Source organism: Sutcliffiella sp. NC1, assembly GCF_027594365.1.
Taxonomy (GTDB): domain Bacteria; phylum Bacillota; class Bacilli; order Bacillales; family Bacillaceae_I; genus Sutcliffiella; species Sutcliffiella cohnii.
This window is the reverse complement of record NZ_CP115153.1, coordinates 772685-798600: the sequence shown is the minus strand read 5'-3', so window position 1 is coordinate 798600 and position 25916 is coordinate 772685. Positions and strand designations below refer to the sequence as shown.

Here is a 25916-nt window from a genome sequence, read left to right as displayed (position 1 = left end):
TGTGGCTAAATTTATGTCAAACATTTCGCCTTGAGAAATTAAGGAAAAGGGGCTGTCCAATAAATGCCAAATTAGTGGAGAAACCTTATTGTTTTCCCACTTGTTTGTATGAATTTCATTCAGATAGTAGGGTAGTTTACAGTGTTCGTTCTCAATTAATAGAATGAAGCCAACATCCGTGAAAACTACACATAATGGAAAATCTGTACTATGAACTAATGAGGTTTTAGAATCCTTATAAGGAGTAAGGAACAAAAAAAGTCCTAAAAGTCAGTCTTTACTGACTTTTAGGACATCCCAACTTTTCGTTATGCCGCGTTCTTAATCGGAACTTTCTTTTTGTCCTCAGGAATAATTAAATTCAATATGAGGACTGCTAAAGCACCTACTGCCGTACCAGAAGATAATACGTAGTTGGCTAAATCCGGCATACTATATAAAATTTCAGAAGGCATTACTGTTACACCAATTGTTAATAGAATTGGTAAACCGATAACAATCATATTTCGATCATCTAATACAACGTGTTGAATTACTTTAAAGCCGTTCATCGCAATAGTGATACAAACTACACCAAAAATTCCATTAATAACTGGGGCAGGTACGCAAGTTATTAATGCCGATAGTTTAGGAAGAAGACCTAGTAAAACTAATATTCCTCCTGCAGCTAAAATAGCGACACGACTAGCAACACCAGTAATGGCAATTAGACCAGCGTTAGAAGAATAACCTGTCATCGGCGTTCCACCAACTAAAGATCCTACAAAACAACCTAACCCCTCACCGAAAGAAGCTTTGTTTAATCGTTTATCTGTTAATTCACTATCCGTTACTTTTGATACGACGAACCAAGTTCCTGTTGTTTCTACTAAAATAATAAAATAAATAAATACCATAATTAAAATTGCATTTAAATCAAATACTGGAGGTCCAAAAGGCATTAATTTTGGTAACGAGAACCAAGCTGCATCTGCAACTGGAGAAAAATCAACTCTTCCATAAAAAGCGGCCGTAATCGTTCCTACAACGATTGCTAAAATAACAGAAACTAATCGGAAAAACGTCCCTAATCCTTGCTGCTTTTTCCCTAATAACATACAAAGGATAAGAACAGCGACCGTAACAATTGCTATCATCGCATTATCTCCTAAATTACCTGGAGAAGAATAAATACTTTTAAAAGGAACTGGCATTAAAGAAATCCCTACGATTACAATAACTGTTCCACCTACCAAAGAGGGAATAATTCTTTTTACTACTTTCGCAAACCATTTTAATGGATATCCAATAATAGCAATTAATATTGCGCCGGGAATTAAACTACCAGCTATTGCTCCTAAGCCCAACTTTCCACCAATTGCCGCTAATGCACCAATCGGAACATATGACGGACCTTGCACTACTGGTAACCTCATACCAAAACCAGTTTGAATTAACGTTCCTAACCCAGCTGCAAGAAAACACATTTGAATAAAGAAAGTAGTATTTTGTGTATCGAGTGCTAATAATCCAGCAATTATTATTGGAGCAATGTATAAATCCATCGCAAGAACGTGCTGTAAGCCAAGTATTGTCGCTTTACCTGGGCTAAGTTTATCATCTACTCCAACGATGAGCCCGTTATTTTTCTCTTCTGTCTTCATCTCGTAATTGTCCCCCTAAATGTGATTCAGTTTTTCGATAATTTGTATTATAGAAGTTAAAATTAGTTTTGTAAATATAAAATACGTATATTTTATTAGATAATATAATTATTGTTCGTTTTTTAATTGACTAACGAACAATTTTAACTTAACATAATGTTAAATCACAATGTATATAAGGAGAAAAGCGAATGTTAGTTAAAGACCCAGTATTACAAAAAGAGTGGATTGTAGCTTGTATTTCTGAAGAAGTAAGCGATAAACCTATATCTGTTACTATTTTAGGAGAGCGTATCGTTCTATTTAGAAATGAAGAAGGCGTTCATGCTTTCAAAGATCTTTGCATTCATCGAGGTGCAGCACTATCTTTAGGTTGTGTAAAGGACGGAAATTTAGTATGTGCGTATCACGGATGGGAATATAACTCAAATGGAGATTGCGAGAAGATTCCTCAACTTCCAGAAGGACGAAAAATTCCAATGAAAGCTAAAGCAATTAAATATCATTGTGCGGAAAAATACGGATTTATTTGGGTAAATTTATCGACTGATGATAGTACATTTTTTGATTTTCCTGAGTGGGAGAATGAAGATGTGAGAAAAATTATGTGGGGACCAACTTCAGTAAACGCTAACCCACCTAGAATAGTAGAAAACTTTTTAGATGTTGGACATCTTGCATTTGTACACGGTGGTATTTTAGGAGTAGAAGATAAACCTGTTATCGAGGACTATGAAATGAATTGGGGAGAAAATAGTATTTACTCTGATGAGATTGCTATTTTCCAACCAGATCCTGATGGCTCAGGTCAATCAAAGTATGTGTATTACACGTACGAAATATTAAGTCCATTAACTGTTCGTTTTACTAAGAGAGATCCTGACACAGATAACAAGTTTACTATTTTGCTAACCGTTTCCCCTGTTGAAGAGAAAAAGTCGGTTGTTTATGGTATTCTTGCATTTAACTACGATACGAATACATCTGACGAGGAAACAATTGCTTATCAGGATATGATTTTTGCTCAAGATAAACCTATTGTAGAAAATCAAAAACCTGAAGATCTACCGCTAGACTTACAGGTGGAGCTTTCATTGAAAAGTGACCGTGTAAGTATCGCGTATCGTCAATATTTGAAAAAATTAGGCGTTGTTTTAGGAACTGCATAAAGGAATTTTTTAAGGGGTCAGAAGATTACATTGACCCCTTTTCACGTTTTTTCCCTATTATTATTTTTCTTTCTTCTCTACTATCCTGTTAACAATCCTCTTGCTTAATCCCTTATTCTATTACGTTTGCTACTTTTTGCTTTTCCATCTGCCATATTACGATAAAATAAAGACCTAGGCCAACAGGTAAAATAAGCGCCGTTAAGATTAGTTTAGTTTCTTCTGATAAGGAAGTTAATCCGATGATTACTTCAGGAACAAAAAGAATTAATGGTAGTACAATCGGCATCCACGTTTTAGACCATAGTGCTATGGCGATGAATACGACTATAGAAAAAATCGCAGCTATTACATTAATCGTCGGACCAAATGTAAAAATCGGAGTTTCTATTGCATCGTTTAAAAATAGTAACCCGACAAACAGTGCCATTGGGATTCCACCGATTAGACAATATAACGTCCATTCTTTTACTTTTGATAGTTTGTTACTAGATAAATATTTGATTGCAACTGTAGACACCAAGAGTACAAACAAAAAGATAATCGGATATCCAACTAATTGTAAAACAGAATAGGCTAATCCACCTCGAATAACATCCCCTAGTAAAATATAGGAAAAGGCTCCTAAAAAGATAATCGGAATGAACTTTAATATTCCCCCAATATCTAGCGGCATTTCTTTTGCAATTTGTTCCATATATTCCTTTGGCGTTTGCCCGACTATGTCCTCTACATTTTTACCGTCTTTTTCTGCTTCCACTAAATGATCTTCTAATTCACTAATTATCTCTTCAATTTCTTGTTCCTTTTTACCACTTGCAATTAAATAAGCTCTTAAATTTTGTAAAAACTCTTTACTTTGTTTCGATACTTTCATCACTACTCATCCTCCTTTAAAAGGTTATTAACTCCGCTCGAAATCGCATCCCAACGCAATTTAAACTCTTCTAGCTCTTCTTTTCCTTTGGCTGTTAAAGAATAATATTTTCTTTTCGGACCACCTGATGGAAGTTCTTTCTGAGTTGTTATAACAAGGCCCTCTTTTCTCATTCGTAATAAAAGTGGATAAATACTTCCTTCACTTACCATCGTAAATCCGTACTTGTTTAGTTTTTCTATCATTTCGTAACCGTACGTTTCCCCTTTTCCAATAACAGAAAGTAAACATCCTTCTAATATTCCTTTTAATATTTGACTTGTGGACACACTTTCCCCTCCCTCCACTAACTTGTTTTGCAATATAGTTGAACAAAAAAAGAGAACAACTATTTTGTTATGCAACATAGTTTGATAAAAAAAGAACATTTCACTACTTTGTATTACAATATAGTTTGACTATAACATTGTTAGAAATTTTTTACAAGTAATTTTCAAAAAAAAGAGAATCTGTCTATTACAGATTCTCTCCTATTCGTTACGCCCACCACATATCTGAAGGTTTTTCTTCAATGATGATGGAATTTAAGTTTTTAACTGCTCTTGCAAAGCCTTCTTCGATAGACATTAGTGGATCTTCGTGTTCAATACTCACTACGTAATCGTAGCCGTACGTACGTAATGCACTGATCATGTCGGACCATTCTTGAATACTATGTCCGCAGCCTACTGAACGGAATGTCCAAGCTCTCGTTTGTACTTCTCCGTACGGTTGCATATCAACTAATCCATACATATTAACGTTCTCTTGATCAATGTACGTATCCTTCGCATGGAAGTGATGGATTGCATTTGCTTTTCCTAAAATTTTAATCGCCGCAACTGGATCAATTCCTTGCCACCATAAATGACTCGGATCTAAGTTCGCACCAATGGCATCACACGTTTCTTCACGTAGTTTTAGTAAAGTGTATGGAGTATGAACTAAAAATCCTCCATGCAGTTCTAGGCCAATTTTGACGTTATGGTCTTTCGCAAATTGCCCCATCTCTTTCCAATAAGGAATTAACTTTTCTTCCCATTGCCATTTTAATACATCCGCATACTCTGTTGGCCAAGGTGTAACAGGCCAGTTTGGATATTTTGCTTCTTCATGGTCACCAGCTGTTCCAGAGAAACAGTTGACAACAGGTACGCCCATTAAATTAGCTAGTTGGATAGATTTTTTCAGTGCGATATGTGATTCTTCTGCAAAAGACTTCTCAGGTGAGATTGGGTTACCGTGACAGCTAAACGCACTAATTTGTAAACCACGAGAAGTTACCTTTTCTAAGTATTCGTTGCGAAGCTCTTCACTTTCTAATAGTGCATCGATATCGCAATGCGCATTTCCAGGGTAGCCACCTGTCCCAATTTCTACAGCATTCACCCCTGCGTTTTTTACATAGTCTAGCATTTCATCTAAGTTTTTTTGAGAAAATAAAACGGTAAAAACACCTAACTTCATGTATGAAAACCTCCCTTTTATAGCTTTACACTTTTTCCTGTTTCACTACTTAAGTAAATGGCATCAATTATTTGAGAAACTTGCAGTGCTTCCTCTGGCTTCACTACGAGTTCACTTTTTCCTAAGCAAGCTTCCACAAAGTTTGTTACTTGTGCTACTCCAGGATTTTCTTCACCTGGAATCCAGTCAGCTTTACTACTTACTAACATGCCGTGCTTCACTTGATTCAGTTCCAATGGAAAAAGGTCAATTCCACCTTTTTCACCTGAAATACTAACACCTTCTGAATCTTCTTTTATATTGGCCGCCCAAGAAGTTTCAAACAACATCGTTGCTCCATTATCAAACCGAATGTACGCTGTAACGTGATCATCTACTGAAAACGTCTCATGATTAAAGCTTCCCCACTGATTCACTTGGTTCGGCATTTTACTTAAACGGTTGTACGATTGACCAACTACTTCAACCGGTTTTGGATTCCCCATTAGCCAAAGAGATAAATCTAAGAAATGACAGCCCCAATCAATTAAGCTGCCGCCACCTTGTAGCTCTTTATTTGTGAAAACTCCCCAACCAGGAACTTTTCTTCTTCTCATCGCATGAGCTCGAGCCACGATTGGCGCACCAATTTCATTTTCTTCTATCATCCTTTTTGCCGCTTGTGCATCTTTCGTAAATCGATAGTGGAATCCGATTCCTAACACTTTTCCAGTTCTATTAGCAGCTTCAAGCATTGCGGCTGATTCTTCAGCACTCATTGCCATCGGCTTTTCACATAACACATGAACACCAGCTTCTAACGCTGCAATCGTCATTTCAGCATGAAATTTGTTTGGTGTACAAATTGTTACGGCGTCTACTTCTTTAAGAAGATCGGTGTAATCGGAGAACACTTTTTCAATTCCAAACTCTTCAGCAACCGCTTTCGCTGCATCGATATTTACATCACAAACAGCCTCGAGTGTTACTAGATCAGATATTTGTTGGTAGGCAGGAATGTGGCGGCCACGAGCGATACCGCCCGTGCCGATAATTCCCATTTTTATTTTTGTCATTTTAACCACCACTTAAATTCTAGTTATTTGTTTCGTTTCATTAGAAGCAAGCGCAGCTAATACGACTTGTAAAGATTTCATTCCTTCTTCACCCGAAACTGGAGGCTCTACATCATTCACGATAGAAGTAATAAATTGGTCTACTACTTGAGAGCTCGTTTGTCCGCCAGATTCATTCGTTTGAATGCCACCTAGCTCATATTTCACGACTTCACCATTTTTATATTGAACAATTACGGAGTTAACTGGGTCATCTTCTAGACGAACGATAGCATTTTCCGCATAAATAATAGTAGCGTTATCCTCTTTCGATACGTAAGACCAGCTAGCTGCTAATGTACCTATAATACCGCTTTCTGTTTTTAAAACACAAACAGCTGTATCATCCACATCTGCATTTTCTTTTGCACTAGTTTCTACGAACGCACCAACTTCTACAAACTCTTCTCCTAAAATGTAGCGTAAAAGGTCTGTTTTATGAACACCTAGGTCACCCATCGCACCGATGAACGCTTGCTCTTTTTTAAAGAACCAGCTATTCGCTCCATCTACACTCCAACCTTCTGGGCCTCCATGACCGAAAGCAGTACGGAAGCTATAAATTTTTCCAAGCTCTCCACTTGCAACTAGTTGTCTCGCTTTTTGGTGCGAAGGTACGAAACGTTGGTTATGAGCAATCATTAGTTTTTTATTACTTGCTTTAGCGGCTGCAATCATTTCCTCTGCTTCTTCTTTAGATGTTGCCATCGGCTTTTCACATAGTACGTGTTTACCTGCCTTTAATGCTGCAATCGAAACTGGAGCGTGTAAATAGTTCGGTGTACAAACACTTACTGCCTCCACGTCTTCATTAGCTAAAAGCTCTTCATAACTTGTATAAGCAGTTGCATTATATTTATCCGCAGTCTCTTGTGCTCTTTCCTCTACGATGTCACACACTGCAACAATTTCTACATTTTTATTGTTTGCATATTCCGGTAAATGACGGTGTTTCGCAATACTTCCACAACCAATTACTCCAATTTTCACTTTACTCATATGTCTAATCCCCCTGTTTAGTTCTTTGGTTTAATTTCTTCTAATGGCTTCGCGTTTCCATATACAGGATAAGAGCGTTTTGTCGGTGCCGCCCATTTTACGCCATTTTTAATAACTCGTTGAATTTCTTCGTTATGATAGGTCGGATACGTTTCATGTCCTGGTCGGAAGTAGAAAATCTTCCCGTTACCACGGCTGTAAGTGCATCCGCTTCTAAATACTTCTCCACCTTCAAACCAACTTAAAAATACAAGTTGATCTGGTGCTGGAATGTCAAAATGCTCTCCATACATTTCTTCACGATCAAGCTCAATGTATTCTCCAACACCTTCCACAATTGGATGGCTTGGGTCAACAACCCATAGTCTTTCTTTCTCGTCTGCTTCACGCCATTTTAAGTCACATGAAGTACCCATCAATGTTTTGAAAATTTTCGAGAAGTGACCAGAATGAAGTACGATAAGTCCCATTCCTTCCCATACACGTTTCTTCACTTTTTCCACAACTTCATCACTTACTTCATCATGTGCGATATGGCCCCACCAAATTAAAACATCTGTTTCATTTAAAACATCATCTGTTAATCCGTGTTCCGCTTCATCTAGCGTTGTTGTTCTCACTTTATAATCATCTTTTAAAAAGCTTGCAATTGCTCCGTGAATACCTTCTGGGTAAACGTCTCTTACTACCGGGTTTTTTTGTTCGTGACGGTGCTCGTTCCATACTGTTACATTAATCATGCTGTTATCGCTCCTTAGAATTAATTTATATTATATTTTTTAAGTAGTTAATGCTTATTTCAATACTCTCTAACGGTGTACGTCGGCTTTCATCTTGTTCCACAATCCACCATTTTACGTTTTGCTCTTTTCCTGTTTGGAGAATCGATTCCACATTTACTCCACCAGTACCAAGTTCAGCAAAAAATCTTTCATCATCTAACGTCATATCTTTTAAATGAACAAGCGGAGTTCTGTCACGATATCGGGTTAACCAGTCAACCGGATCCTCCCCAGCCTTCGTTAACCAATACACATCAAATTCTGTACTAACACTTGTTTCTTCAAGGATTGCTTCAAGTACTTTTCTACCATCACTCAATTTCTCTAGTTCAAAATCGTGGTTATGATAACAAAGAGTTAAGCCTTGCTCGTTACATTTTGCATTGGCGGTTTTTAAAAACGAGATTAATGAGTAATAATAATCTTCGTTTTGATTTTCTGGCATTATATAAGGAACTACAATATATTGGCTTCCTAATATTTTCTGTTCTTCTATCACCTTGTCCAAATTTTTCTCTAATTGTTCTAACGGGACATGGCTAGATGGAGCTTGAAGACCTAGTTCATCTAATAAGCTTTTTAGCTCGGTAACACTCATCCCTCCGTATCCGGCTAATTCTACGCCATCAAAACCAAGTTGAGCTACCTTTTTCAATGTTCCAACGAAATCTGCTTCTAATTCATTACGTAACGTATACAATTGAACTGCTATTGGGATACCTATAACATTTCACTCCTTTTCAACATAAGGATAAAACGCTTACATTTACGTACTCATCATAAAATAGATAGTATAAATTATAAATAGATAATATAATGGAAACATGCACTATTTTGCTATTTCTTTTTTATAATGAAAATAAGGACGAGAAAAAAATGAACACTTACATACGTTTTTGCGGTTATTCCTACCATACAAAAGGTTATCATTCCCAAGATACAGAACAATTAACAGGTTATCTTTTTCGCTTGCAAACGGAAGGGACAGGCGTTATTACGTTAAACAATGAAAAAATAGCGATTAAAAAAGGGGATCTTTTACTTGCCAAGCCAGGTGACCTATATGAATTAAATATTGAAGAAAATGAAAAGAGTGGGGATTATCATTTATCCGTATCAGGTGCTTGGGTCGATGAATGGTGGAATCGGTCTGAAAAACCTGCCATCTCTACTATTGATTTAGATGAGCGCTTACTAGCACTTTGGAGACATTTAACGATTGAAAAACGTCGACCTCTATCCGAAGAAAACCAAGAATTATCATCGTATTTAATGCAGGCGCTTTGTTTAACGTTAGAACGGGCTGTGAATGAAACGAAACAGTCTAAAAATAGGCCATACGCGGTTACAAGAATGTTAAGGTACATCGAAGAGCATGCTACTGTTGGATTAAAAGTAGAAGATGTAGCAAAACATGCCGGACTAAGTGTATCCCGAGCTGTTCATTTGTTTAAACAAATTGTTGGGAAGACAATGATAGAATATGCCCAAGAAATTCGCCTTTCCGCTGCAATCGATCAAATGAAATACACAACGATGACGTTAGAAAATATTGCAGAGAACTGCGGGTTCACTTCATACACGTATTTTCACCGTGTGTTTAAAAAGAAATATGGTATGTCTCCTGGTGAGTATCGAAGTAAATAAGAATATTAAGCCTATTTCTCGCAGCCTTTGTTTAATTCCAGAAAACAAACACATATTAAAAATGATTCTAGGAAAAAGGAGAAATAGAATGGAATACTTATCTCGTAATGAAATATTAAATGAATTACAAACCTCTCTTCCAGAGTATATTGAGAAATTCGATTTAGATTCAATTGGAATTTTTGAGGAGCATGGAGAAGGGGATCGATACTATTTAGGCTATACAGTATCAAAAGATGAAAAGACATATCATATTCATCTTCCTTATACGAAAAGTGAGGAAGGTAGTTTAACCCCTTTAGGAAACGAATGGACTGTCGAGACAGACGAACCGAATAATGAAGATCGACGCGGCTTCGACAGTTTAGAAAGTGTTTTTGAACAAATATGAGGTGAAAAGAAGTTTGGGACAAAATTAAGATAATCATTATAAAAAACGAACTATCGCAGAATTAGCGGAGGAAATATACGTAGACTCCTCGAAAAATGCGTCCGCATTTTTCTTCGTGCGATGTTTCGCTGTCGAAGCCTTCCTTGTCCTGCGGGAGGTAAGGCATAGGTGAGACCCCGCAGTGCGAAGCACGAGGAGGCTCACCAGCATCGAAAAGCGCAGGCGGCTCGCTCTGGTCCAATCAAACTGGAGCTTTCCCGCAGGAGATAAAGGAATCACGACGAAACGATAGTTGAGTCGATGATGACTTATCGTACGGAGGGAAAGTGAAGTTTGAGCAGGACCAAGCCGCCGGAACTAGACAAGCCCGCGGAAAGCGAAGTATATTTCCGGAGCGGGTTATTTCCACTCTACTATTTGTTCGTTTTATACTTTGATAAAAATAGTTACGTCCCAACCTCCTATTTTTAATATGCTATTTTTCGCTGTTTTAAAACTGCTTTTAAAATTGGAATTGTTAATAGGAACATGCAGAGTACGACTGGACCACTAACTATATATCCTAAACTTGGTTGATAGCCGTGAATATAAAATATAAAGCTAGTGATTCCAATTAACACTAATAGAAATAATTCAAATAGTAGCGTCATAGCGATAAATAGTAGATAAGGAATGACAATTCGTTTGTCTGATATATGTTGTAATGTTAAGCCTTCCCAGCATAAGTCTGCAAATCTAGTTATTGTTTTCAAAAAAATCACCTCATTGAACATGCTTATAAATTAGTATGTCCAATGAGGTGAAAATATATCTTTTTCTAGTAGATTTTTTAATCTACTCTATTAAATTGTAAACTTGTAATGTTCTGTTGCCTTCATCTCTTTTATAAACGCTACTAATAAATCTTTTGTTGCTAGAAGGTCTCTCGTATCGATCACTTCTGTTGAGGAGTGGGCGTATCTAGAAGGAATAGATAGAACTCCTGTTGGGATACCTTGATGTGCAAGGCTTAATTCACCTGCGTCTGTACCAATACCAGGGAATACTTCTATTTGGTACGTGATGTTTTGTTTCTCGGCAATTTCTTGTAAATGATTTTTCACTTTTTTATTTGCTATTAGGCTAAAGTCAATCGCTTTAATACCTGTTCCAGCACCTAACGCTAACGTATTGTCCATCATTTCCTCAGGCGTGTCACTAACTGCAGTCGTATCTAGCGCAATGGCTACATCGGCATTTACTTGATGGCCTATTACTCTGGCACCTCTTAAACCGACTTCCTCTTGAACCGTAAATGCTCCTACAATTTCACCTGCAAAATCGCTCTTTTCTAATTCTTCTAGCGCTTGAATTAACACGGTACAACCTGCACGATCATCAAACGCTTTTCCAACTATTCGATTTTCTGTTAAGTAGTCAAAGTGAGGGTACCAAGTAATCGAGTCCCCTACTCTTATCCCTAATTCTGCTACTTCTTGTTTCGTACTAGCACCAACATCAATATACAGCTTTTGATGTGCTCGTACTTTTTTCGGATCATCGTATTTCATCATATGTGCAGATATCGTTCCAATAACACCTGACCTTAATCCTTTATATGTATTAATTTGAACTCGTTGTGATAGTAGAATACGATCATCATGCCCCCCTAATTTTTCAAAGCGGATAAGACCATTTTCCTCAACCTTTTTGACGATAAAGCCTACTTCATCCATATGAGCCGCTACTACGATTGTTGGTCCAGATTCAGTTCCTTTTTTACGGACAATTAAATTTCCTACCCCATCAACCTGTACCGAATCTACTTTACCTTTTAAACGGTTCGCAATGTACTTTGCTACATCTTCCTCAAAGCCGCAAGGACCATGGATAGAAGAAAGTTCTTTTAAAATATTTTCCAAATTAAGCACCCCCAAATCGTTGTATTTTTCATTATAGTACAAAAATTGTTTCGTGTCTCTAATTACTTTAACGCACTAAAATATTTTTTGTTCCTATAGGTTTTAGATTGTAACACATAAAAAAACTGACTTTCTAATTAAAAGTCAGTCCATTTTTTTTATTTCATTTATTCTCTTGGGGACACCCCATTTAAAATAAGTCGAATCGTTTGCTCTGTTTCTACTTCGTCATCCCAATTTATTTCAGGGAAAAGTAAGTTTCGAGCTATGAGATACCCGAATATGCTAGAAACCGTTACTCTTATGATTGTACTTGCTGGGAGATCCACTAGCTGCCCTTTCCCTTTGTAATGATCTACTAAGTCTTCAAATCGAGTATATATTTTACTTGCGATATGTTTTTTAAACATTTTTTGTAATTCTGGTTGAAACGGAATTTCTTGTATTAAAATACGGAATAGCAATAAGTTTCTTTCGATAAAAGAAATTCTATTTTGAAACATCGCCCTCAAAAAATCTTCAAATTGCTCATAATCTTGATCAAGTACTTTTTTCATATCGTTAATGACAAAAGGAGCGATAAACTTAGCAATCATCGGTTCTACTATCGAATATAGAAGGTCTTTTTTCGTTTTATAATGGCGGAAAATCGTCCCTTCTGCTACCCCTGCTCTTTTCGCAATTTCACTTGTCGACGTAGAAGCAAAGCCTTTTTCGGCAAAAGACTCTATAGCCGCAACGATAATTTTCTTTTGTTTATCCGTTAATTGATCATCGTTTTCAAATATTTCTTCTATTAAATTATTTTGGTCGTTCATTGGTTACTCCTTATTATTCAGAATCATTACCACTATTGTAATAGATTTGAGCCAATAGGTGAAATGAAGACCGTTTATATTTTTCGATATTTCCTTAATGCAACAATATTTAAAAGCATGAACATAACAGAAAAACCACAAAGTGCGAGTAGTTCTAAATATATTTCATTAATGCTATATCCTCTAACCATCACGTCTCGTAACGCTTCGGCAGCATAATATAAAGGTGTAAAAGGTGCAATCCAATTTAACCAGCTCGAAATGGTCTCTAAGTTAAATAGGCCCGAGAAGAAAATTTGCGGAACGACGATGATTGGAATAAATTGAATCATTTGTAGCTCGTTATTAGCAAAAGAAGATAATAATATTCCGAGAGAAAGAGCCGTTAAAGCAAGCACTAAAATAATAAGAAGTAAATGAATGAAAGCTCCTTCCATTAACATCCCCAACACATATATCGCATATGCTGCAATGACGGTCGACTGGATCATCGTAAAAATACCAAATCCGATAATATAGCCCGCTACAATTTCCCATTTTTTTAACGGACTAGCCATTAACCTCTCTAACGTACCTGTCGTTCTTTCTCTTAAAAAAGAAACACCTGCTATTAAAAACACAAAGAAAAATACGAAGAAACCTAGCAATACTGGTCCAAAGTAATCAAATTGTCCCATATGTGCCGATCCATGTACAAATTCAACCTCTAAACTAGCAATCTCGTTGTCGGTTGGTTGTAATTTTTTTAAGGCTTTTTCTATTTGTTTCATTGTGACTCCATTAATAGTTGGGTCACTACCCTCTAACACTACTGAAGGTTGAATATTTATAAAATGAATATAGCTATCTATTTCTCTATTAAGTAAATCTTCTTCCGCGGCTTCCAATGTTTCGTATGTTTGAACCGTTGCATTTTCAAATTGTAATGGTGAGTTCATAGCAGGGGGTACATTTATTAGTCCAATTTTCGGAACGTACTCATCCCCGTTAAATACTAAATGTAGCATCGTTAATACTAAAATCGGTGCGAATAGAAGTAATGCAATCGTTCGTTTATCGCGAATGATTTGCCGTAATATTCGTATCACTAACGCTCTCACCCTCATGAACGAGCACCTCCATATACTAAAAATGCTTCCTCGATTGATTTCGAATTAGTAAGTATTTTTAATTGTTCTGGCGTGTCGACCGCGATTAACAGACCATCTCGGAGCATGCCTAATCGGTCACATTTTTCTGCTTCATCCATGACGTGCGTCGTGACGATAATCGTTGTTCCTTGATCCTTTAGCATCTGAAATCCTTGCCAAATACTCTTTCGTAAGACAGGATCGATTCCGACAGTCGGCTCATCTAAAATTAGTATTTCTGGGCTGTGTAATAGGGCAATCGCTAACGAAAGTCTTCTTTTCATCCCTCCTGAAAAGCTAGAAATATTTTTTTTCGTATGATCGGTTAAGTCGACAATTTTTAATACCTCTTCCATACGGTGTTGTAGTCGGTTTCCTTTCAAACCATATAACGTTCCGAAAAACTCTAAGTTCTCTTTCGCTGTTAATTCTCCATACAAAGCGTCGGATTGTGCCATATATCCAATCCGTTCCATTAATTTAAGAGAAGGCATTTTTTCATGAAAAAGAAATACTTCTCCACTTGACGGAATTTCCAAGCCAACTAGTTGCTTAACTAGTGTCGTTTTGCCAGCACCTGAAGGTCCTAACAAACCAAAAATTTCACCTTTTTGAATTTGAAGTGAAATATCCTTTAGCACTGCCTGCTTACCGAACGCCATCGAGACATTTTCAATTTGCACAACACTTTCTTCCGTACTCATCCTATTCACCTCTGACTTTTTAAATAAAAGTGAGTAATCACTCATTATTTTCATCATAAACGTTTTTTCAATGTCTGTAAAGTGAGTAATCACTCATTTGTTGAAATGTAAAAAGGGGCAGAACAGTATCTGACCCTTTTTACTACTTTTTATCGAACATTCATTTCCTTCGGATGCTTCCCTCTACGTCTATCTTTATTGATTGCATTTATTTTTTCCATCTCATCTAAAGAAAGTTCAAAGTCAAACACGTTAAAGTTTTCTTCGATTCGAGAAGGCGTTACTGATTTAGGAATAACAATCGTGTTATTTTGCAAGTGCCAACGTAACACTACTTGAGCAGGAGACTTTTGATGTGCTTCGGCAATTTGCTGAACGACTTCATCTTTTAACACTTCTCCACCTTGCTCTAGTGGACTCCATGCTTCTACAAAAATATTATGTTTCGCACAAAAATCTTTTAATTCATTTTGTGAAAGGTATGGATGACACTCAATTTGATTTAAAACTGGTGTTACTTCACATTCGTTTAAAAGACGCTCTAAATGCTCAATTTCAAAGTTACAAACTCCAATTGCTTTCACACGTCCATCATGGTAAAGCTTCTCTAACGCTTTATATGTATCAACGTACTGATCAAATTGTGGTGTTGGCCAATGAATTAAGTATAAATCTACATAATCTAGACCTAATCTTTCTAAGCTTTCATCAAAAGCACGTAACGTATTTTCATATCCTTGATCACTGTTCCATACTTTTGTTGTAATAAATAACTCTTCACGAGGTACGGAAGATTCTTTTATCGCTTTCCCAACGCCTACTTCATTTTTATAAATCATAGCTGTATCAATCGATCGATACCCTACTTCAATCGCTTTTTTAACAGCAGCAGTTGCTTCATCATCCGCTACTTGCCAAACACCGAATCCAAGCTGAGGCATTTTCAAACCGTTGTTTAATGTAACATAATTCATCTCCGAATCCTCCTTAAATTATCTACTATTCGTTTTCATTCTCTATACAAAATGGAAAGAGAACGAAATACTAAAATATTTTACCATAAAAAAGTTCGGATGCCGAATGAAAATGATACCCGAGTGAAAAAATTGGATTCAGGTGGCGGGCTCACCTTTCGTTAATACTGCCCAAGTAATCCTTTTTTCATTGCTATTCTTTCACAACGATGAAACACGATGAGTCCGACAATGAAGTATACTAAAGAATTTGTAATTAAAACGGCATAATCAGTCCATAAAAATTCCGTTAACCCTCTATTTTCTAACATGACTGTTCGTACCATATCTACCCCTTTGACGAATGGAGCGAATGCTAAATATGGTGCTACAGATAATGGAACAAATACGAGAGCCATTAAAACAAATTGAAAGATTTGTAGGAACGCTTGAATTTGTTTCACAATAATTGCTAGGCCGGCAATCATAAAACTTACGCCAAACATACTAATCATCGTAATGAAAATAATCGGTATCGTTGTTAGTGGATTTAAATTTAACCATTGTCCAGATGTTAACATTGCCGCAAACAATAGGATAATCATAATGAACGATTGCAACACGAATTGCCCAATCATTCTTGTAAGCATGATTCTCCAAACACCCATAGGAGACATATATAACTGTTCAAGTGTACCTCTCATCGCCTCGGTAATAATGGCGTATCCGATAAAATTCATCGTCGTCATCGTCAAGCCCCAAAAAACAATACTAACGATAGAGTATTGAACGTTTGATTCAAAAGATGCTGGATCTCCTACAAACATCACTCCAAAAAATGCACCTAGAAAAATAATGTAAAATGTTAATAATAGGGCTATTGTATTCGGCAAATACCGCTTCAACTCGATATATTCTTTTTTCACATTGGAGGTAAGTACATTATACAATTGCATATTGCTTCTCCCCCTTCACGATTTGCAAAAATACTTGTTCGAAATCTATCGTTGTCCGGTCAATGCTTTCGACAAGTGTTGCTTCCATCTTAAAAATGTCGAACAGTTTATAAATATCTTCACTTCGCTCTAAATTTACATCTACAATCGCTTGAAGACTGTTTTCAGTGTAGGTGCTTAATGGAAAAGTCAGTAACAACTCTTCTTTTTGCCTACTATTAAGACGTTCACCTAGTTTAATAGAATATGCTTTCGTTTGAAACAAGTTAAGCAAGTTCTCCACTTTTTCATCCACAACGACTGTACCTTTATTAATAATAATCGTTCGATCACATAATTCTTGAACTACCGGCATATCGTGCGAGCTTATAATAATCGTTCGGTTTTCTTCTTTAACAATTTGCTTTAATATTTCGCGCAGCTCGTAACTAATTTCAACATCTAATCCTAATGTAGGCTCATCTAATAAAATTACTTCCGTATTCGCTAATAACGAAACGGCAATCGCAAGTTTTTGCTGCATTCCACGTGATAATCCTTGTACTAGTTCATTTTCCTTCTCTTTTAAGTGGAACTGCTCTAATAATTTGTCTACCTCTTCTATCACTTCTTTCCGTGACCGACCTCTATTACCTGCAAAATATTCTAAATTCTCTTTAACCGTTAAACGCCAGTATAAGTTTCGGTTTCCTTCTAGTACTGCACTAATATGGCGTAACGCTTTTAATCTTTTTTTATTTATATCTAATCCATTAATATGAATAGATCCCGCATCCGCCTGTAGCAATCCACATATCATCTTAATCGTCGATGTTTTTCCTGCACCATTCGGTCCTAACAATCCTAGTACTTCCCCACGATGAACATCAAATGAAACATTATTAACCGCTGTTACTATTTCTTTCGTTTTTCGTTTCGTATACTGCTTACTAACCCCGCGAACTTCAATTATTTTTTCCACTCCATCACCTCTAATGTAATTGTCTATATATTCATTGTATTCTTAAAAAACCTTTTAAAAAACTCTCTCCGGTTGTATATTAACTCCGTCTCTAGATGGAAAGAATAGTTAATGATTATTATTTGCTTTAAAAAATTTACAATTTTCTATTGACGGTGCCGTTTTTGAAGAGTACATTTATTAACAAATTAAATTATCTTTTTTTCAAAAACCTTATGTTGAATCTTATTGTAAGAGCGGGGGAACCAAATCGAAACGTTTATTCGTTTCTAGGGGTGTATCGTTATGAACGAAGAGGACTCTCATCCTCTAATCCGACAGCTAACCTCGTAAACAAATTGAGAGAAGGGTCTACTAAATTATGAGAGACCATTCTGCGGATCTGCCAAGGAATGGTCTTTTTATGTCAAAGTGAGGTAAAACAAATGAAAAAGCAATTTGCTGTTATCGGTCTAGGTCGTTTTGGTGGAAGTATAGTAGAGGAATTTTCTACACTTGGCGTAGAAGTGCTGGCGATTGATAAGGATGAAGAAAACGTAAGTAGAATTAGTGAATTTGCTACCCATTCCGTACAAGCAAATGCAACGGATGAAAACACATTAAAATCTTTAGGGCTTCGTAACTTTGACCACGCTATTGTTTCGATGGGAGAAGACATTGAATCAAGTGTGCTAACTAGTTTGATTTTAAAAGAAATTGGTGTAAAACAAGTTTGGGTTAAAGCGATTAATAAGTACCATAAAAAAGTGCTCGAGCAAATTGGAGTAGACCGTGTAATTCAACCAGAAAAAGATATGGCACGAAGAATCGCTCATCACGTCGTGTCTGATAAAATATTTGATTACATTGAACTATCGGATAATCATAGTATTGTAGAAATTCATGCATCAAAAAAAGTAAACAATAAAAGTATCATTGAACTAGATCTTCGGGCGAAATACGGTTGTAATTTAATCGGAATTCAACGTGACGGTGATATTATTGTAGCTCCATCTGCTGAAGAGATCATTAAAGAAGGTGACCTTTTAATTATGATCGGTAGAAACGAAGATATTCAACGGTTTGAAGAGGTTGGGGTTTAGAATAATGTTTTTATTTGCGGTAAACCCGGGTTATTTGTGTTAATACCGATGTTATTTGCGGTAATCCCGGGTTATTTGTGTTAACACCGATGTTATTTGCGGTAATTCCGGGTTATTTGCGATAACACCGGGCTTATTTGCGGTAATTCCGGGTTATTTGCGATAACACCGGGCTTATTTGCGATAATTACCTTTTGTTTGCGATAACACCGGGCTTATTTGCGGTAATCACACTTTTATTTGCGATACCCCCGGTTCTTTTGCGCCCTTCTTTTATTTCATTTTTTATGTCGTTTCTGTTTCTCCACATCCTCAATCGATAGACCGTCTTCAATATTGTATAGCCTACTTTTCGGTGCAAAGATTTTTTGCGATGGCCATAAGCCATGATGCCCAGAGAATATATAACTTACAAGACATGCAACGAAGAAAAATTCTATTCCCTTTCCGTCAAACATTTCAACCGCTAATAGGAATGCTGCAATTGGTGTATTCGCTCCACCACAAAAGGTAGCAATCATCCCTAACCCCGCTAGAAACGACAATGGTAAATGGATATATTCCGATAACGTATTCCCTAACGTAGCTCCCATGAAAAATAGAGGAATGGCTTCTCCACCTACAAAGCCTGTCCCCATCGTAATGGCAGTAAAAATTAATTTTGCTATAAAGGCAAATGGTGGTACATCCTCTTTAAACGACTGCTCTAACATATCCAAGCCTCGGCCATTATAATCTTGTGAACCGATTATTAAAAATAAAATGACAATGAGTACTCCACCAACGAACGCCCTTACCATATGATTCTTCTTCGTATATTTTTCGGAAATCCTTTGAATTCCGTGCCGTAATTGACTATACAAAACACTTAATAAACTAAAAATAATGGCTACTACTATTACTTTTCCATATGTTGCAAAAGACGATTCTGGTACCGTTTTTATAATAAACGTTTCGTGTTCTACTCCCCAGCCCTTTTCTGTAACATAGTGACCGACAAAGCTAGCTACTAAACAAGGCACTAACGCTTTATACTTCATTTTACCTAACGCTACCATTTCCATACCGAACACAGCGCCTGTTATCGGTGTCCCAAACGCTGCTCCAAAGCCAGCACTAATACCGCTCATGATCAAAATTTTTTTATCAAGAATGGAAACTTTAAAAAACTGGTTTACTGCTTGAGAAACACTTCCACCCATTTGAATAGCTGCCCCTTCACGTCCTGTCGATCCTCCTAATAGGACAGTTATAAACGTTCCTATGTAAACAAGCGGCCCCATCCTTTTAAGAACTTTCACTTTCCCATGCACACCTTCAATTACTAAATTGTTTCCTTTTGCAGAATTATTGCCAAAGCTTTTGCCAAAATTCGTATACATAAAGCCAATTACAATCCCACCTAGAGGAAGAAAAAAGATTAGCCATGAGTTGTTCTCTCGAGTCTCTCCTAACATATCATTGGTCGTTAACAGAAGCGCTGTTGTGGAACCAATGATCATGCCGATTATTGTTCCGAAAAATATCCATTTAAGTAATGTAGCCATTAAAGTTCTATAAGCAATATTCATTTGAATCCCTCATTTTAAATGTGTTGGGGGTTCATCTTTATGTATTTTGTTCTTCACTTCCGTAAAAAGATTATTAGTGCTATTTGTTATATTTTGTTCGTTTGCTTGGAAAAGGGCTAGTAACTTTTGAATATCTTCTTTCGTTGCATACTGTTTTTCCGGCTTTAACAAATAGCCAATTTGACCATTTGATTCAATCGTTGCCCATTGTAAGTCGCTGATGTTTTGCACTCCTTGCTGCCGCAATCTAACCTCTAACATGTCAACAGTTAACCGAATCTTCGCTAAGTTTTTATCAATAATGGTTCCATTTTCAACGACTATAATGGATTTCCCGTAAAAAAATGTTTCTAGTTTGTCAGACTTCAATACGATATATTCCACCACAATTAAAAAAAGGACTAGTAATAAAGTAATCAACATCGTAATCCATATACTTCTATCACCTACTGGCTGTATAATTAGTGACCCAACAGCTACCATTAAAACTGTTTGTGCGACAGTTAATTGTGAAATCGACTTTCTACCAGCTAAACGTAAAATTAAAATGCCGCCAAAAACAATAACAAATGATTTCCAAATAAAGTGCAAATCCAAAATAGGATCTTCCTTCCGTATGTAGCTTTTCTATTGTTTAGTATGGCTTATATCGAAAAGAATATTTGATTTCTAGGAGAAAATCGGTCCATGCCCGTAAGTTCTTTTTCAAATGTACTTTTCATACGTTTATACAAGGTTACTATTCTTTAAAGGAGAGTGCTTCATGAGTATACAAAACAAGGACTATCCGTTAACGAAGAACGAGTACTGGTTCTATCTAATTGGGTCCATTGTGCTAGCCTCTTGTATGCTTTTCACATTCATGCTCAGTAGTTTCTATTCTCCGTTAATACTTCTACAAATTCGTTTACTTATGATTGGAATTGGAATCATCTTTTATCTTACAGTGTATATTTTCTATAAACTAAAAATAAAAGTAACACAAGAAGAGCTAAAAGAAGAGATAAACGAAATTATCATCATCATTAACGGAAAAGAGATTGGGAGAGTTTAATCCCCCAATCTCTTTTTTAATCTGCAAAATATTGAACTTGATTTCTTCCATTTCTTTTCGATTCATACAGCGCTTCATCCGCTTCAGAAATGATATCGTATAAACTTTTTGATTCAGTAAACTTGGAAATGCCTAATGAGACCGTTATTTTCTTAATCGCCGTACTCTCTGTTATAAACTCTGTATTTTCAATTTCTTGGCGAAACGATTCTGCGAAATGCATGAGCTCCTCTTTAGCATCTGTTGCAAAGAAAATAATAAATTCTTCTCCTCCATACCTTCCGGCGAATACGTCATCTTTGTGATAGGAGGAAACTTTTTCCAACATAATATCGGCAAAGCCTTTTAAAATCATATCGCCACTCAAATGACCATATTCATCATTAACAGATTTAAAATGGTCAATGTCTAACATAATAATGTACCGATTTTTATTCATCTTCGTCTTGTACGCTTTTACTTTCTCCTCAAAATGTCGAATGTTATTTAAACCAGTTAACGGATCATGTTCTGCATAGAACGTAAGCCTTTCTCTTAAATAAAGCTCTTTTTCTGCATTTACGATAAAAAAGTGTAACGCGAAAGCCGTTGTAAGAAACGTCATCAATCGATACATAGACATTTCTGCGAAAACTTGTAAACCGTTAGGAACAAAAAAGATAATTGGTAAGTCTGATGCAAGCCAAGACAACGTAATAATTATTAGTAGTGTTAGAGACTTTAATTCTGTTTGCTTGAGCCATTTCATAAACAGAGAAATTAAAGTAGGAAACATCATTCCGAAAATAACTCCAGGAACCGCTCCTTGTCCTCCTATACCTAATCGCCATAAACTTACGATGACGAGCGCCGGAATTGCATGCTTCCATCCCCATTTATATGCTAAAAAAACGAGTGGTATAAACCGCATATCAAATTGAAAATCTCCGTAAACGATTGGTAAATAAAACAAAATAATAACAGCAATTGACGTAATTAGTATTAATGCAATAGAAAATAATATTTTGTTAAGAAATGCTTTCCTATTTACAATAACTAAATTTATTAGTAAATGCATTATGAAAATAATTGCTATATTGGATAACACAGATTGTACTGCTTCATGCATATTATTCACATCCTATTAAACATAGGTAATTTGTACCATATATAGTAGTACGCTAAATCTACCACATCCATTTTAAATTGTAAATAAAATGAAAAAAATGTCGTAAATAGTACAATATTGTAATTTTTGAAGCAATATACTAACGTAACTGTTCTAAATTTCAAGAGAGTTTGACGTGAAACCTATTGGTGTTATATGATATAAATAACACTTAATGGTGTTACTTTAAAGTTAAAGGAGTTTGTAAAACATGCAAAAAATCCAAGATATCGTGAAAACAGCAATTTTTGATGCCCCTATTCAAAAAGTTTGGGAAAAAGTCTCTTCTGCAGAAGGAATCAGTACTTGGTTTATGCCAAATGATTTTGAGCCTAGAGTCGGACATGTATTTCATATTCAATCTCCATTCGGACCATCCCCTTGTAAAGTGATAGAAGTGGAGGAGCCAAATAAAATTTCTTTCTCTTGGGATACGGATGGCTGGATTGTTACATTTCTATTAAAAGAAGTCGAAGAAAAAACGGAATTCACCTTAATACATAGTGGCTGGAAAACAGCTGATACAGTTATTACGAAGCCTAATGAAGATAGTGCCGTCATTCGCGATCGCATGAATAATGGATGGGAAGATATCGTACATGCTAAGTTAAGAAAGGTAGTCGAAGGATAAGTGGCAGCTGCTAAGCACGATGTATTTCAAGCAATTGCTGATCCAACTAGGAGAGACGTATTGCGTTTACTAGCTTACAATGAACTTCCTATTTCTGAAATTACATCGCATTTTCCAATAAGTCGAACTGCTGTCGTCAAGCATCTGCACATCCTTTCCGAAGCTAGCTTAGTAACGAGCAGAAAAGTTGGTAGGGAAAAACGATATACACTACAGCCAGAAACTTTAACGGAAGTGAATGAATGGCTCAGCTTTTTCGAGCAATTTTGGGATAATAAAATGTCCATTCTACAGCATCTAGTCGAGAATGAAGATACAGAAAATGAACCATTGTCCTTATTAAAGGAGCAAAAGAAGTGAATGAAGCAAGTGGGGAAATCAAATCATTTTTTCCACTTGTTTTTTTAATTGTTTTGAAAATAACTGCTACGGATCCTTGATTAAATTCGTTTACTTGCGGTAATCACTTTTTATTTGCAATATCACCAGAGTTATTTGCCGTAATCTCTGGTTTATTTGCGATTGCCACCCTGCGTTCCACGAAGCGTCCTCAGCCATAACTTTTTTAATCTGTAAATTTTGTAGAATAAAAGAAAGAATACCTCAAATAATAACCTCTATAAAAACTAATGGGAAAACATCGTTTAAACTAAATTTGGGGGATGTTACATGAAACGCTATAATCACAATGTCGAACTTACTTCTGCTGAAATGGCAAATTTGTGGACTCAATATATTAATGATTCGATGTCGGTATGTTTTCTTACCCATTCCGTCAAGGTGGCCAAAGATAAGGATATGAAAGAAGTACTCGAGTTTGCACTTCGTATCGCAGAAGACCATATTGAAAAGATTACGCATTTTTTTGAACAAGAGAATATCCCCATACCTAAAGGTTTTACGGTAGAGGAAGATGTTAATTTAGAAGCTCCAGCTCTATTTACCGATACGTTTATGATGGTGTATATGCACGTAATGACATTACTAGGTTTAACAGGTTACGCAGGAGCTGTTGCTACTTCAACACGTGCTGATCAGATTTCATATTTCATGCAATGTAATAAGGAAACAATGGAGTTATATAAACAAATTGTTGATGTAATGCTAGAAAAAGGTATTTATCGAAAGCCCCCACGAGTAAATGCACCTTCCGAAATTGATTTCATTGACCATCAAAATTATTTAACTGGATGGTTTGGCCATCATCGTCCTTTGAGTGTCGTGGAAATAAGTGGATTAAGCTACAATATGGTAAAAGTAATTATAAAAGTTGTTTTAGAAATTGGTTTTGCACAAGTATGTCAGTCGAAAGATGTAAAACAGTATTTCCTTAAAGGAAAAAAATTATGTGAAAAGCAATTTAGCATTTTAAGCTCAATCCTTTCAAAGGATGATTTAGCATCTCCTTCTTCATGGGTATCAGAAATAACAAGCTCCACTACTCCTCCATACTCAGACAAGCTGATGTTAAATCATATTGTTATTTTAGTTGCTGCTGCTATTGGCTATTTCGGAGCAGGGGCATCTGTTTCACAAAGAAGAGACCTTTCAGCGGAGTATACTCGTTTGATGGGACAAGTAGGCTTATATGCGGAAGATGGGGCCGAATTGCTAATCAAACATGGTTGGCTGGAACAACCGCCTCTTGCTGATGACCGTCAAAAGCTCATAAAGAAAAAGTAGTAGACTGTGGACAACAGCCTTTTTTCATTATTTTGTGGAAAAGTTTGTGGAAAGTTATCAGAATCCTTGGATAACTTCCATGAAGATTTCGTATTCCTTATATATTTTGTGGATAACTCTTGTTCACCATAATTTTTGCGGTTTGCTTTTTGCGCCAACTGGAAAGGCTTTTGAGCCAACCGAGATTGCTTTTTGCGCCAACCCGAATCACTTTTGTGCCAACCGAGATTGCTTTTTGCGCCAACCCGAATCACTTTTGTGCCAACCGAGATTACTTTTGCGCCAACCCGAATCACTTTTGCGCCAACCCAGGAAGGAAAGTAGGAAGCATCAGCATTAAATTTTTCATAAATAAAAAAACAAGGGGGAGACGGAACGAATCGTTTTCCCCACTTGCTTCATGTTTACTTTTCTGAAACTTCGCACCCATCGTCGGTGCAAGTAGCACCCGTAGTTGATTGTACTTGCTGTAATGGAGTAGCACCGTTCTCTTCTTCCCAAACTTTAGTTAATGTTTGCGTGAAGACTTCTAACGGTTGTGCGCCGGAAATAGCATACTTTCGATTAAATACGAAAAATGGTACTCCTTGCACGCCAAGCTGTTGACCTTCTACTTGGTCTTGACGCACTTCCTCTAAGTGAGCGTTACTAGAAAGAACTTGTTGCACTTCATCGCGGTCTAAGCCAACTTCTTCCGCTAATGAGATTAATGTTTCATTTGTCCCGAGGAATTGAGATTCAATGAAGTGAGCACTTAATAGTCGCTCTGTCAGTTCCGCAGCTTTTCCACGTTGCTCTGCAAATTTCACGAGACGGTGAGCATCTAACGTATTCACTTGTTTCATTGAATCAAAATTGTATGCTAATCCAACCGATGCTGCGCTCTGGATAACTTGTTCATTCATTGATTTCGCTTGCGCGATAGTAGCGCCCATTTTCTTCGCTAACATTTCATGAACGGATACATTAGGGTCACTTGGGAGATGAGGTTGTAACTCAAAGCTTTTAAATGTTACTTCCACCTTGTCTTTTTGTGGAAAAGTTTGTAGTGCTTGTTCTAAACGACGCTTTCCTATATAACAGAACGGACAAACATAATCTGACCATACTTCTATTTTCAAATTAACACACCACTTTTCTATATATTTATATAATTATCCTAACACTCGAGACATAAATTTACTAACAATTGAGCTTTTAATGACAACGCAAAAAAG

At 36.5% G+C, this 25916-nt stretch carries 28 protein-coding genes and 1 riboswitch; of the genes, 8 read left to right on the top strand and 20 right to left on the bottom strand.

Annotated features, from left to right (window positions below):
* Positions 1–308: 308 nt before the first annotated feature.
* Positions 309–1643: a uracil-xanthine permease family protein gene (locus O1A01_RS04020; RefSeq protein ID WP_270065621.1), complete on the bottom strand. Its 1335-nt coding sequence runs from the start codon at positions 1641–1643 to the stop codon at positions 309–311.
* A 191-nt stretch (positions 1644–1834) separates the two neighbouring features.
* Between O1A01_RS04020 and O1A01_RS04015 the strand changes: the two genes are divergently transcribed.
* A complete protein-coding gene (locus O1A01_RS04015; RefSeq protein ID WP_270065620.1) occupies positions 1835–2812 on the top strand; it encodes an aromatic ring-hydroxylating dioxygenase subunit alpha in 978 nt (325 codons plus the stop codon).
* A 112-nt stretch (positions 2813–2924) separates the two neighbouring features.
* Here O1A01_RS04015 and O1A01_RS04010 read toward each other — a convergent pair whose 3' ends face one another.
* From O1A01_RS04010 to O1A01_RS03980, 7 genes are all read right to left on the bottom strand, one after another.
* Positions 2925–3689: a DUF1129 family protein gene (locus O1A01_RS04010; RefSeq protein WP_066415007.1), complete on the bottom strand. Its 765-nt coding sequence runs from the start codon at positions 3687–3689 to the stop codon at positions 2925–2927.
* Between the two features lie 2 nt (positions 3690–3691).
* Positions 3692–4018 (bottom strand): PadR family transcriptional regulator, encoded by a 327-nt coding sequence (locus O1A01_RS04005; protein ID WP_066415010.1) that lies wholly within the window; start codon positions 4016–4018, stop codon positions 3692–3694.
* Positions 4019–4226: 208 nt separating this feature from the next.
* Entirely contained in the window at positions 4227–5195 is a 969-nt protein-coding gene (locus O1A01_RS04000; protein WP_270065619.1) for a sugar phosphate isomerase/epimerase family protein, read from the bottom strand.
* A 17-nt stretch (positions 5196–5212) separates the two neighbouring features.
* Entirely contained in the window at positions 5213–6250 is a 1038-nt protein-coding gene (locus tag O1A01_RS03995; protein ID WP_270065618.1) for a Gfo/Idh/MocA family protein, read from the bottom strand.
* 12 nt (positions 6251–6262) lie between these two features.
* The gene (locus O1A01_RS03990) at positions 6263–7288 is read right to left on the bottom strand and encodes a Gfo/Idh/MocA family protein (RefSeq protein WP_066415015.1); all 1026 of its coding nucleotides are present in this window, start codon (positions 7286–7288) and stop codon (positions 6263–6265) included.
* Between the two features lie 17 nt (positions 7289–7305).
* Positions 7306–8028, bottom strand: coding sequence for a ThuA domain-containing protein (locus tag O1A01_RS03985; protein ID WP_270065617.1), 723 nt, complete (start codon positions 8026–8028; stop codon positions 7306–7308).
* A gap of 25 nt (positions 8029–8053) precedes the next feature.
* On the bottom strand, positions 8054–8770 hold the full coding sequence (locus tag O1A01_RS03980) for a sugar phosphate isomerase/epimerase family protein (RefSeq protein WP_235858096.1): 717 nt from the start codon (positions 8768–8770) through the stop codon (positions 8054–8056).
* Positions 8771–8946: 176 nt separating this feature from the next.
* Here O1A01_RS03980 and O1A01_RS03975 point away from each other — a divergent pair, with 176 nt between their 5' ends.
* Entirely contained in the window at positions 8947–9717 is a 771-nt protein-coding gene (locus tag O1A01_RS03975) for an AraC family transcriptional regulator (RefSeq protein ID WP_066415024.1), read from the top strand.
* 88 nt (positions 9718–9805) lie between these two features.
* A complete protein-coding gene (locus tag O1A01_RS03970) occupies positions 9806–10108 on the top strand; it encodes a DUF5634 family protein (protein ID WP_066415026.1) in 303 nt (100 codons plus the stop codon).
* Between the two features lie 467 nt (positions 10109–10575).
* Here O1A01_RS03970 and O1A01_RS03965 read toward each other — a convergent pair whose 3' ends face one another.
* From O1A01_RS03965 to O1A01_RS03930, 8 genes are all read right to left on the bottom strand, one after another.
* Positions 10576–10860: a hypothetical protein gene (locus tag O1A01_RS03965; RefSeq protein WP_270065616.1), complete on the bottom strand. Its 285-nt coding sequence runs from the start codon at positions 10858–10860 to the stop codon at positions 10576–10578.
* A 90-nt stretch (positions 10861–10950) separates the two neighbouring features.
* Positions 10951–12009 (bottom strand): M42 family metallopeptidase, encoded by a 1059-nt coding sequence (locus tag O1A01_RS03960; RefSeq protein WP_270065615.1) that lies wholly within the window; start codon positions 12007–12009, stop codon positions 10951–10953.
* A gap of 167 nt (positions 12010–12176) precedes the next feature.
* Positions 12177–12827, bottom strand: a complete 651-nt coding sequence (locus O1A01_RS03955; RefSeq protein ID WP_270065614.1) for a TetR/AcrR family transcriptional regulator — start codon at positions 12825–12827, stop codon at positions 12177–12179.
* Positions 12828–12901: 74 nt separating this feature from the next.
* Positions 12902–13933 (bottom strand): ABC transporter permease, encoded by a 1032-nt coding sequence (locus O1A01_RS03950; RefSeq protein WP_270065613.1) that lies wholly within the window; start codon positions 13931–13933, stop codon positions 12902–12904.
* Complete coding sequence (locus O1A01_RS03945) at positions 13930–14661, bottom strand: ABC transporter ATP-binding protein (RefSeq protein WP_270065612.1); 732 nt, start codon at positions 14659–14661, stop codon at positions 13930–13932. The genes O1A01_RS03950 and O1A01_RS03945 overlap by 4 nt, the downstream gene beginning before the upstream one ends.
* 149 nt (positions 14662–14810) lie before the next feature.
* Positions 14811–15635, bottom strand: coding sequence for an aldo/keto reductase (locus O1A01_RS03940; RefSeq protein WP_270065611.1), 825 nt, complete (start codon positions 15633–15635; stop codon positions 14811–14813).
* A gap of 161 nt (positions 15636–15796) precedes the next feature.
* Positions 15797–16570, bottom strand: a complete 774-nt coding sequence (locus O1A01_RS03935; RefSeq protein ID WP_270065610.1) for an ABC transporter permease — start codon at positions 16568–16570, stop codon at positions 15797–15799.
* Positions 16557–17531 (bottom strand): ABC transporter ATP-binding protein, encoded by a 975-nt coding sequence (locus O1A01_RS03930; RefSeq protein WP_066415044.1) that lies wholly within the window; start codon positions 17529–17531, stop codon positions 16557–16559. Before O1A01_RS03930 ends, O1A01_RS03935 begins: the two co-directional genes overlap by 14 nt.
* A gap of 206 nt (positions 17532–17737) precedes the next feature.
* A riboswitch (cyclic di-AMP (ydaO/yuaA leader) is annotated at positions 17738–17881 on the top strand.
* A gap of 75 nt (positions 17882–17956) precedes the next feature.
* Between O1A01_RS03930 and O1A01_RS03925 the strand changes: the two genes are divergently transcribed.
* The gene (locus O1A01_RS03925) at positions 17957–18613 is read left to right on the top strand and encodes a potassium channel family protein (RefSeq protein WP_270065609.1); all 657 of its coding nucleotides are present in this window, start codon (positions 17957–17959) and stop codon (positions 18611–18613) included.
* Positions 18614–18891: 278 nt separating this feature from the next.
* On the opposite strand, the gene O1A01_RS03920 is transcribed toward O1A01_RS03925, so the two are convergent.
* Together O1A01_RS03920 and O1A01_RS03915 are read right to left on the bottom strand one after the other, a co-directional pair.
* A complete protein-coding gene (locus O1A01_RS03920; RefSeq protein WP_270065608.1) occupies positions 18892–20184 on the bottom strand; it encodes a voltage-gated chloride channel family protein in 1293 nt (430 codons plus the stop codon).
* Between the two features lie 9 nt (positions 20185–20193).
* Complete coding sequence (locus tag O1A01_RS03915; RefSeq protein ID WP_270065607.1) at positions 20194–20781, bottom strand: DUF421 domain-containing protein; 588 nt, start codon at positions 20779–20781, stop codon at positions 20194–20196.
* Positions 20782–20947: 166 nt separating this feature from the next.
* Between O1A01_RS03915 and O1A01_RS03910 the strand changes: the two genes are divergently transcribed.
* Positions 20948–21238 (top strand): hypothetical protein, encoded by a 291-nt coding sequence (locus O1A01_RS03910; protein ID WP_270065606.1) that lies wholly within the window; start codon positions 20948–20950, stop codon positions 21236–21238.
* Positions 21239–21254: 16 nt separating this feature from the next.
* Here the strand turns inward: O1A01_RS03910 and O1A01_RS03905 are convergent, their stop codons facing one another.
* Positions 21255–22346 carry a diguanylate cyclase gene (locus O1A01_RS03905; RefSeq protein ID WP_270065605.1) on the bottom strand — a complete coding sequence of 364 codons (1092 nt, stop codon included), beginning with the start codon at positions 22344–22346 and terminating at the stop codon, positions 21255–21257.
* A gap of 250 nt (positions 22347–22596) precedes the next feature.
* On the opposite strand from O1A01_RS03905, the gene O1A01_RS03900 reads away from it, so the two are divergent.
* From O1A01_RS03900 to O1A01_RS03890, 3 genes are all read left to right on the top strand, one after another.
* Positions 22597–23016, top strand: coding sequence for an SRPBCC family protein (locus O1A01_RS03900; protein WP_270065604.1), 420 nt, complete (start codon positions 22597–22599; stop codon positions 23014–23016).
* Positions 23017–23376, top strand: coding sequence for an ArsR/SmtB family transcription factor (locus O1A01_RS03895; protein WP_066415065.1), 360 nt, complete (start codon positions 23017–23019; stop codon positions 23374–23376).
* Positions 23377–23685: 309 nt separating this feature from the next.
* Positions 23686–24699: a DUF3231 family protein gene (locus tag O1A01_RS03890; protein WP_270065603.1), complete on the top strand. Its 1014-nt coding sequence runs from the start codon at positions 23686–23688 to the stop codon at positions 24697–24699.
* Positions 24700–25103: 404 nt separating this feature from the next.
* Here the strand turns inward: O1A01_RS03890 and O1A01_RS03885 are convergent, their stop codons facing one another.
* Entirely contained in the window at positions 25104–25820 is a 717-nt protein-coding gene (locus O1A01_RS03885; RefSeq protein ID WP_270065602.1) for a DsbA family oxidoreductase, read from the bottom strand.
* Positions 25821–25916: the final 96 nt, after the last annotated feature.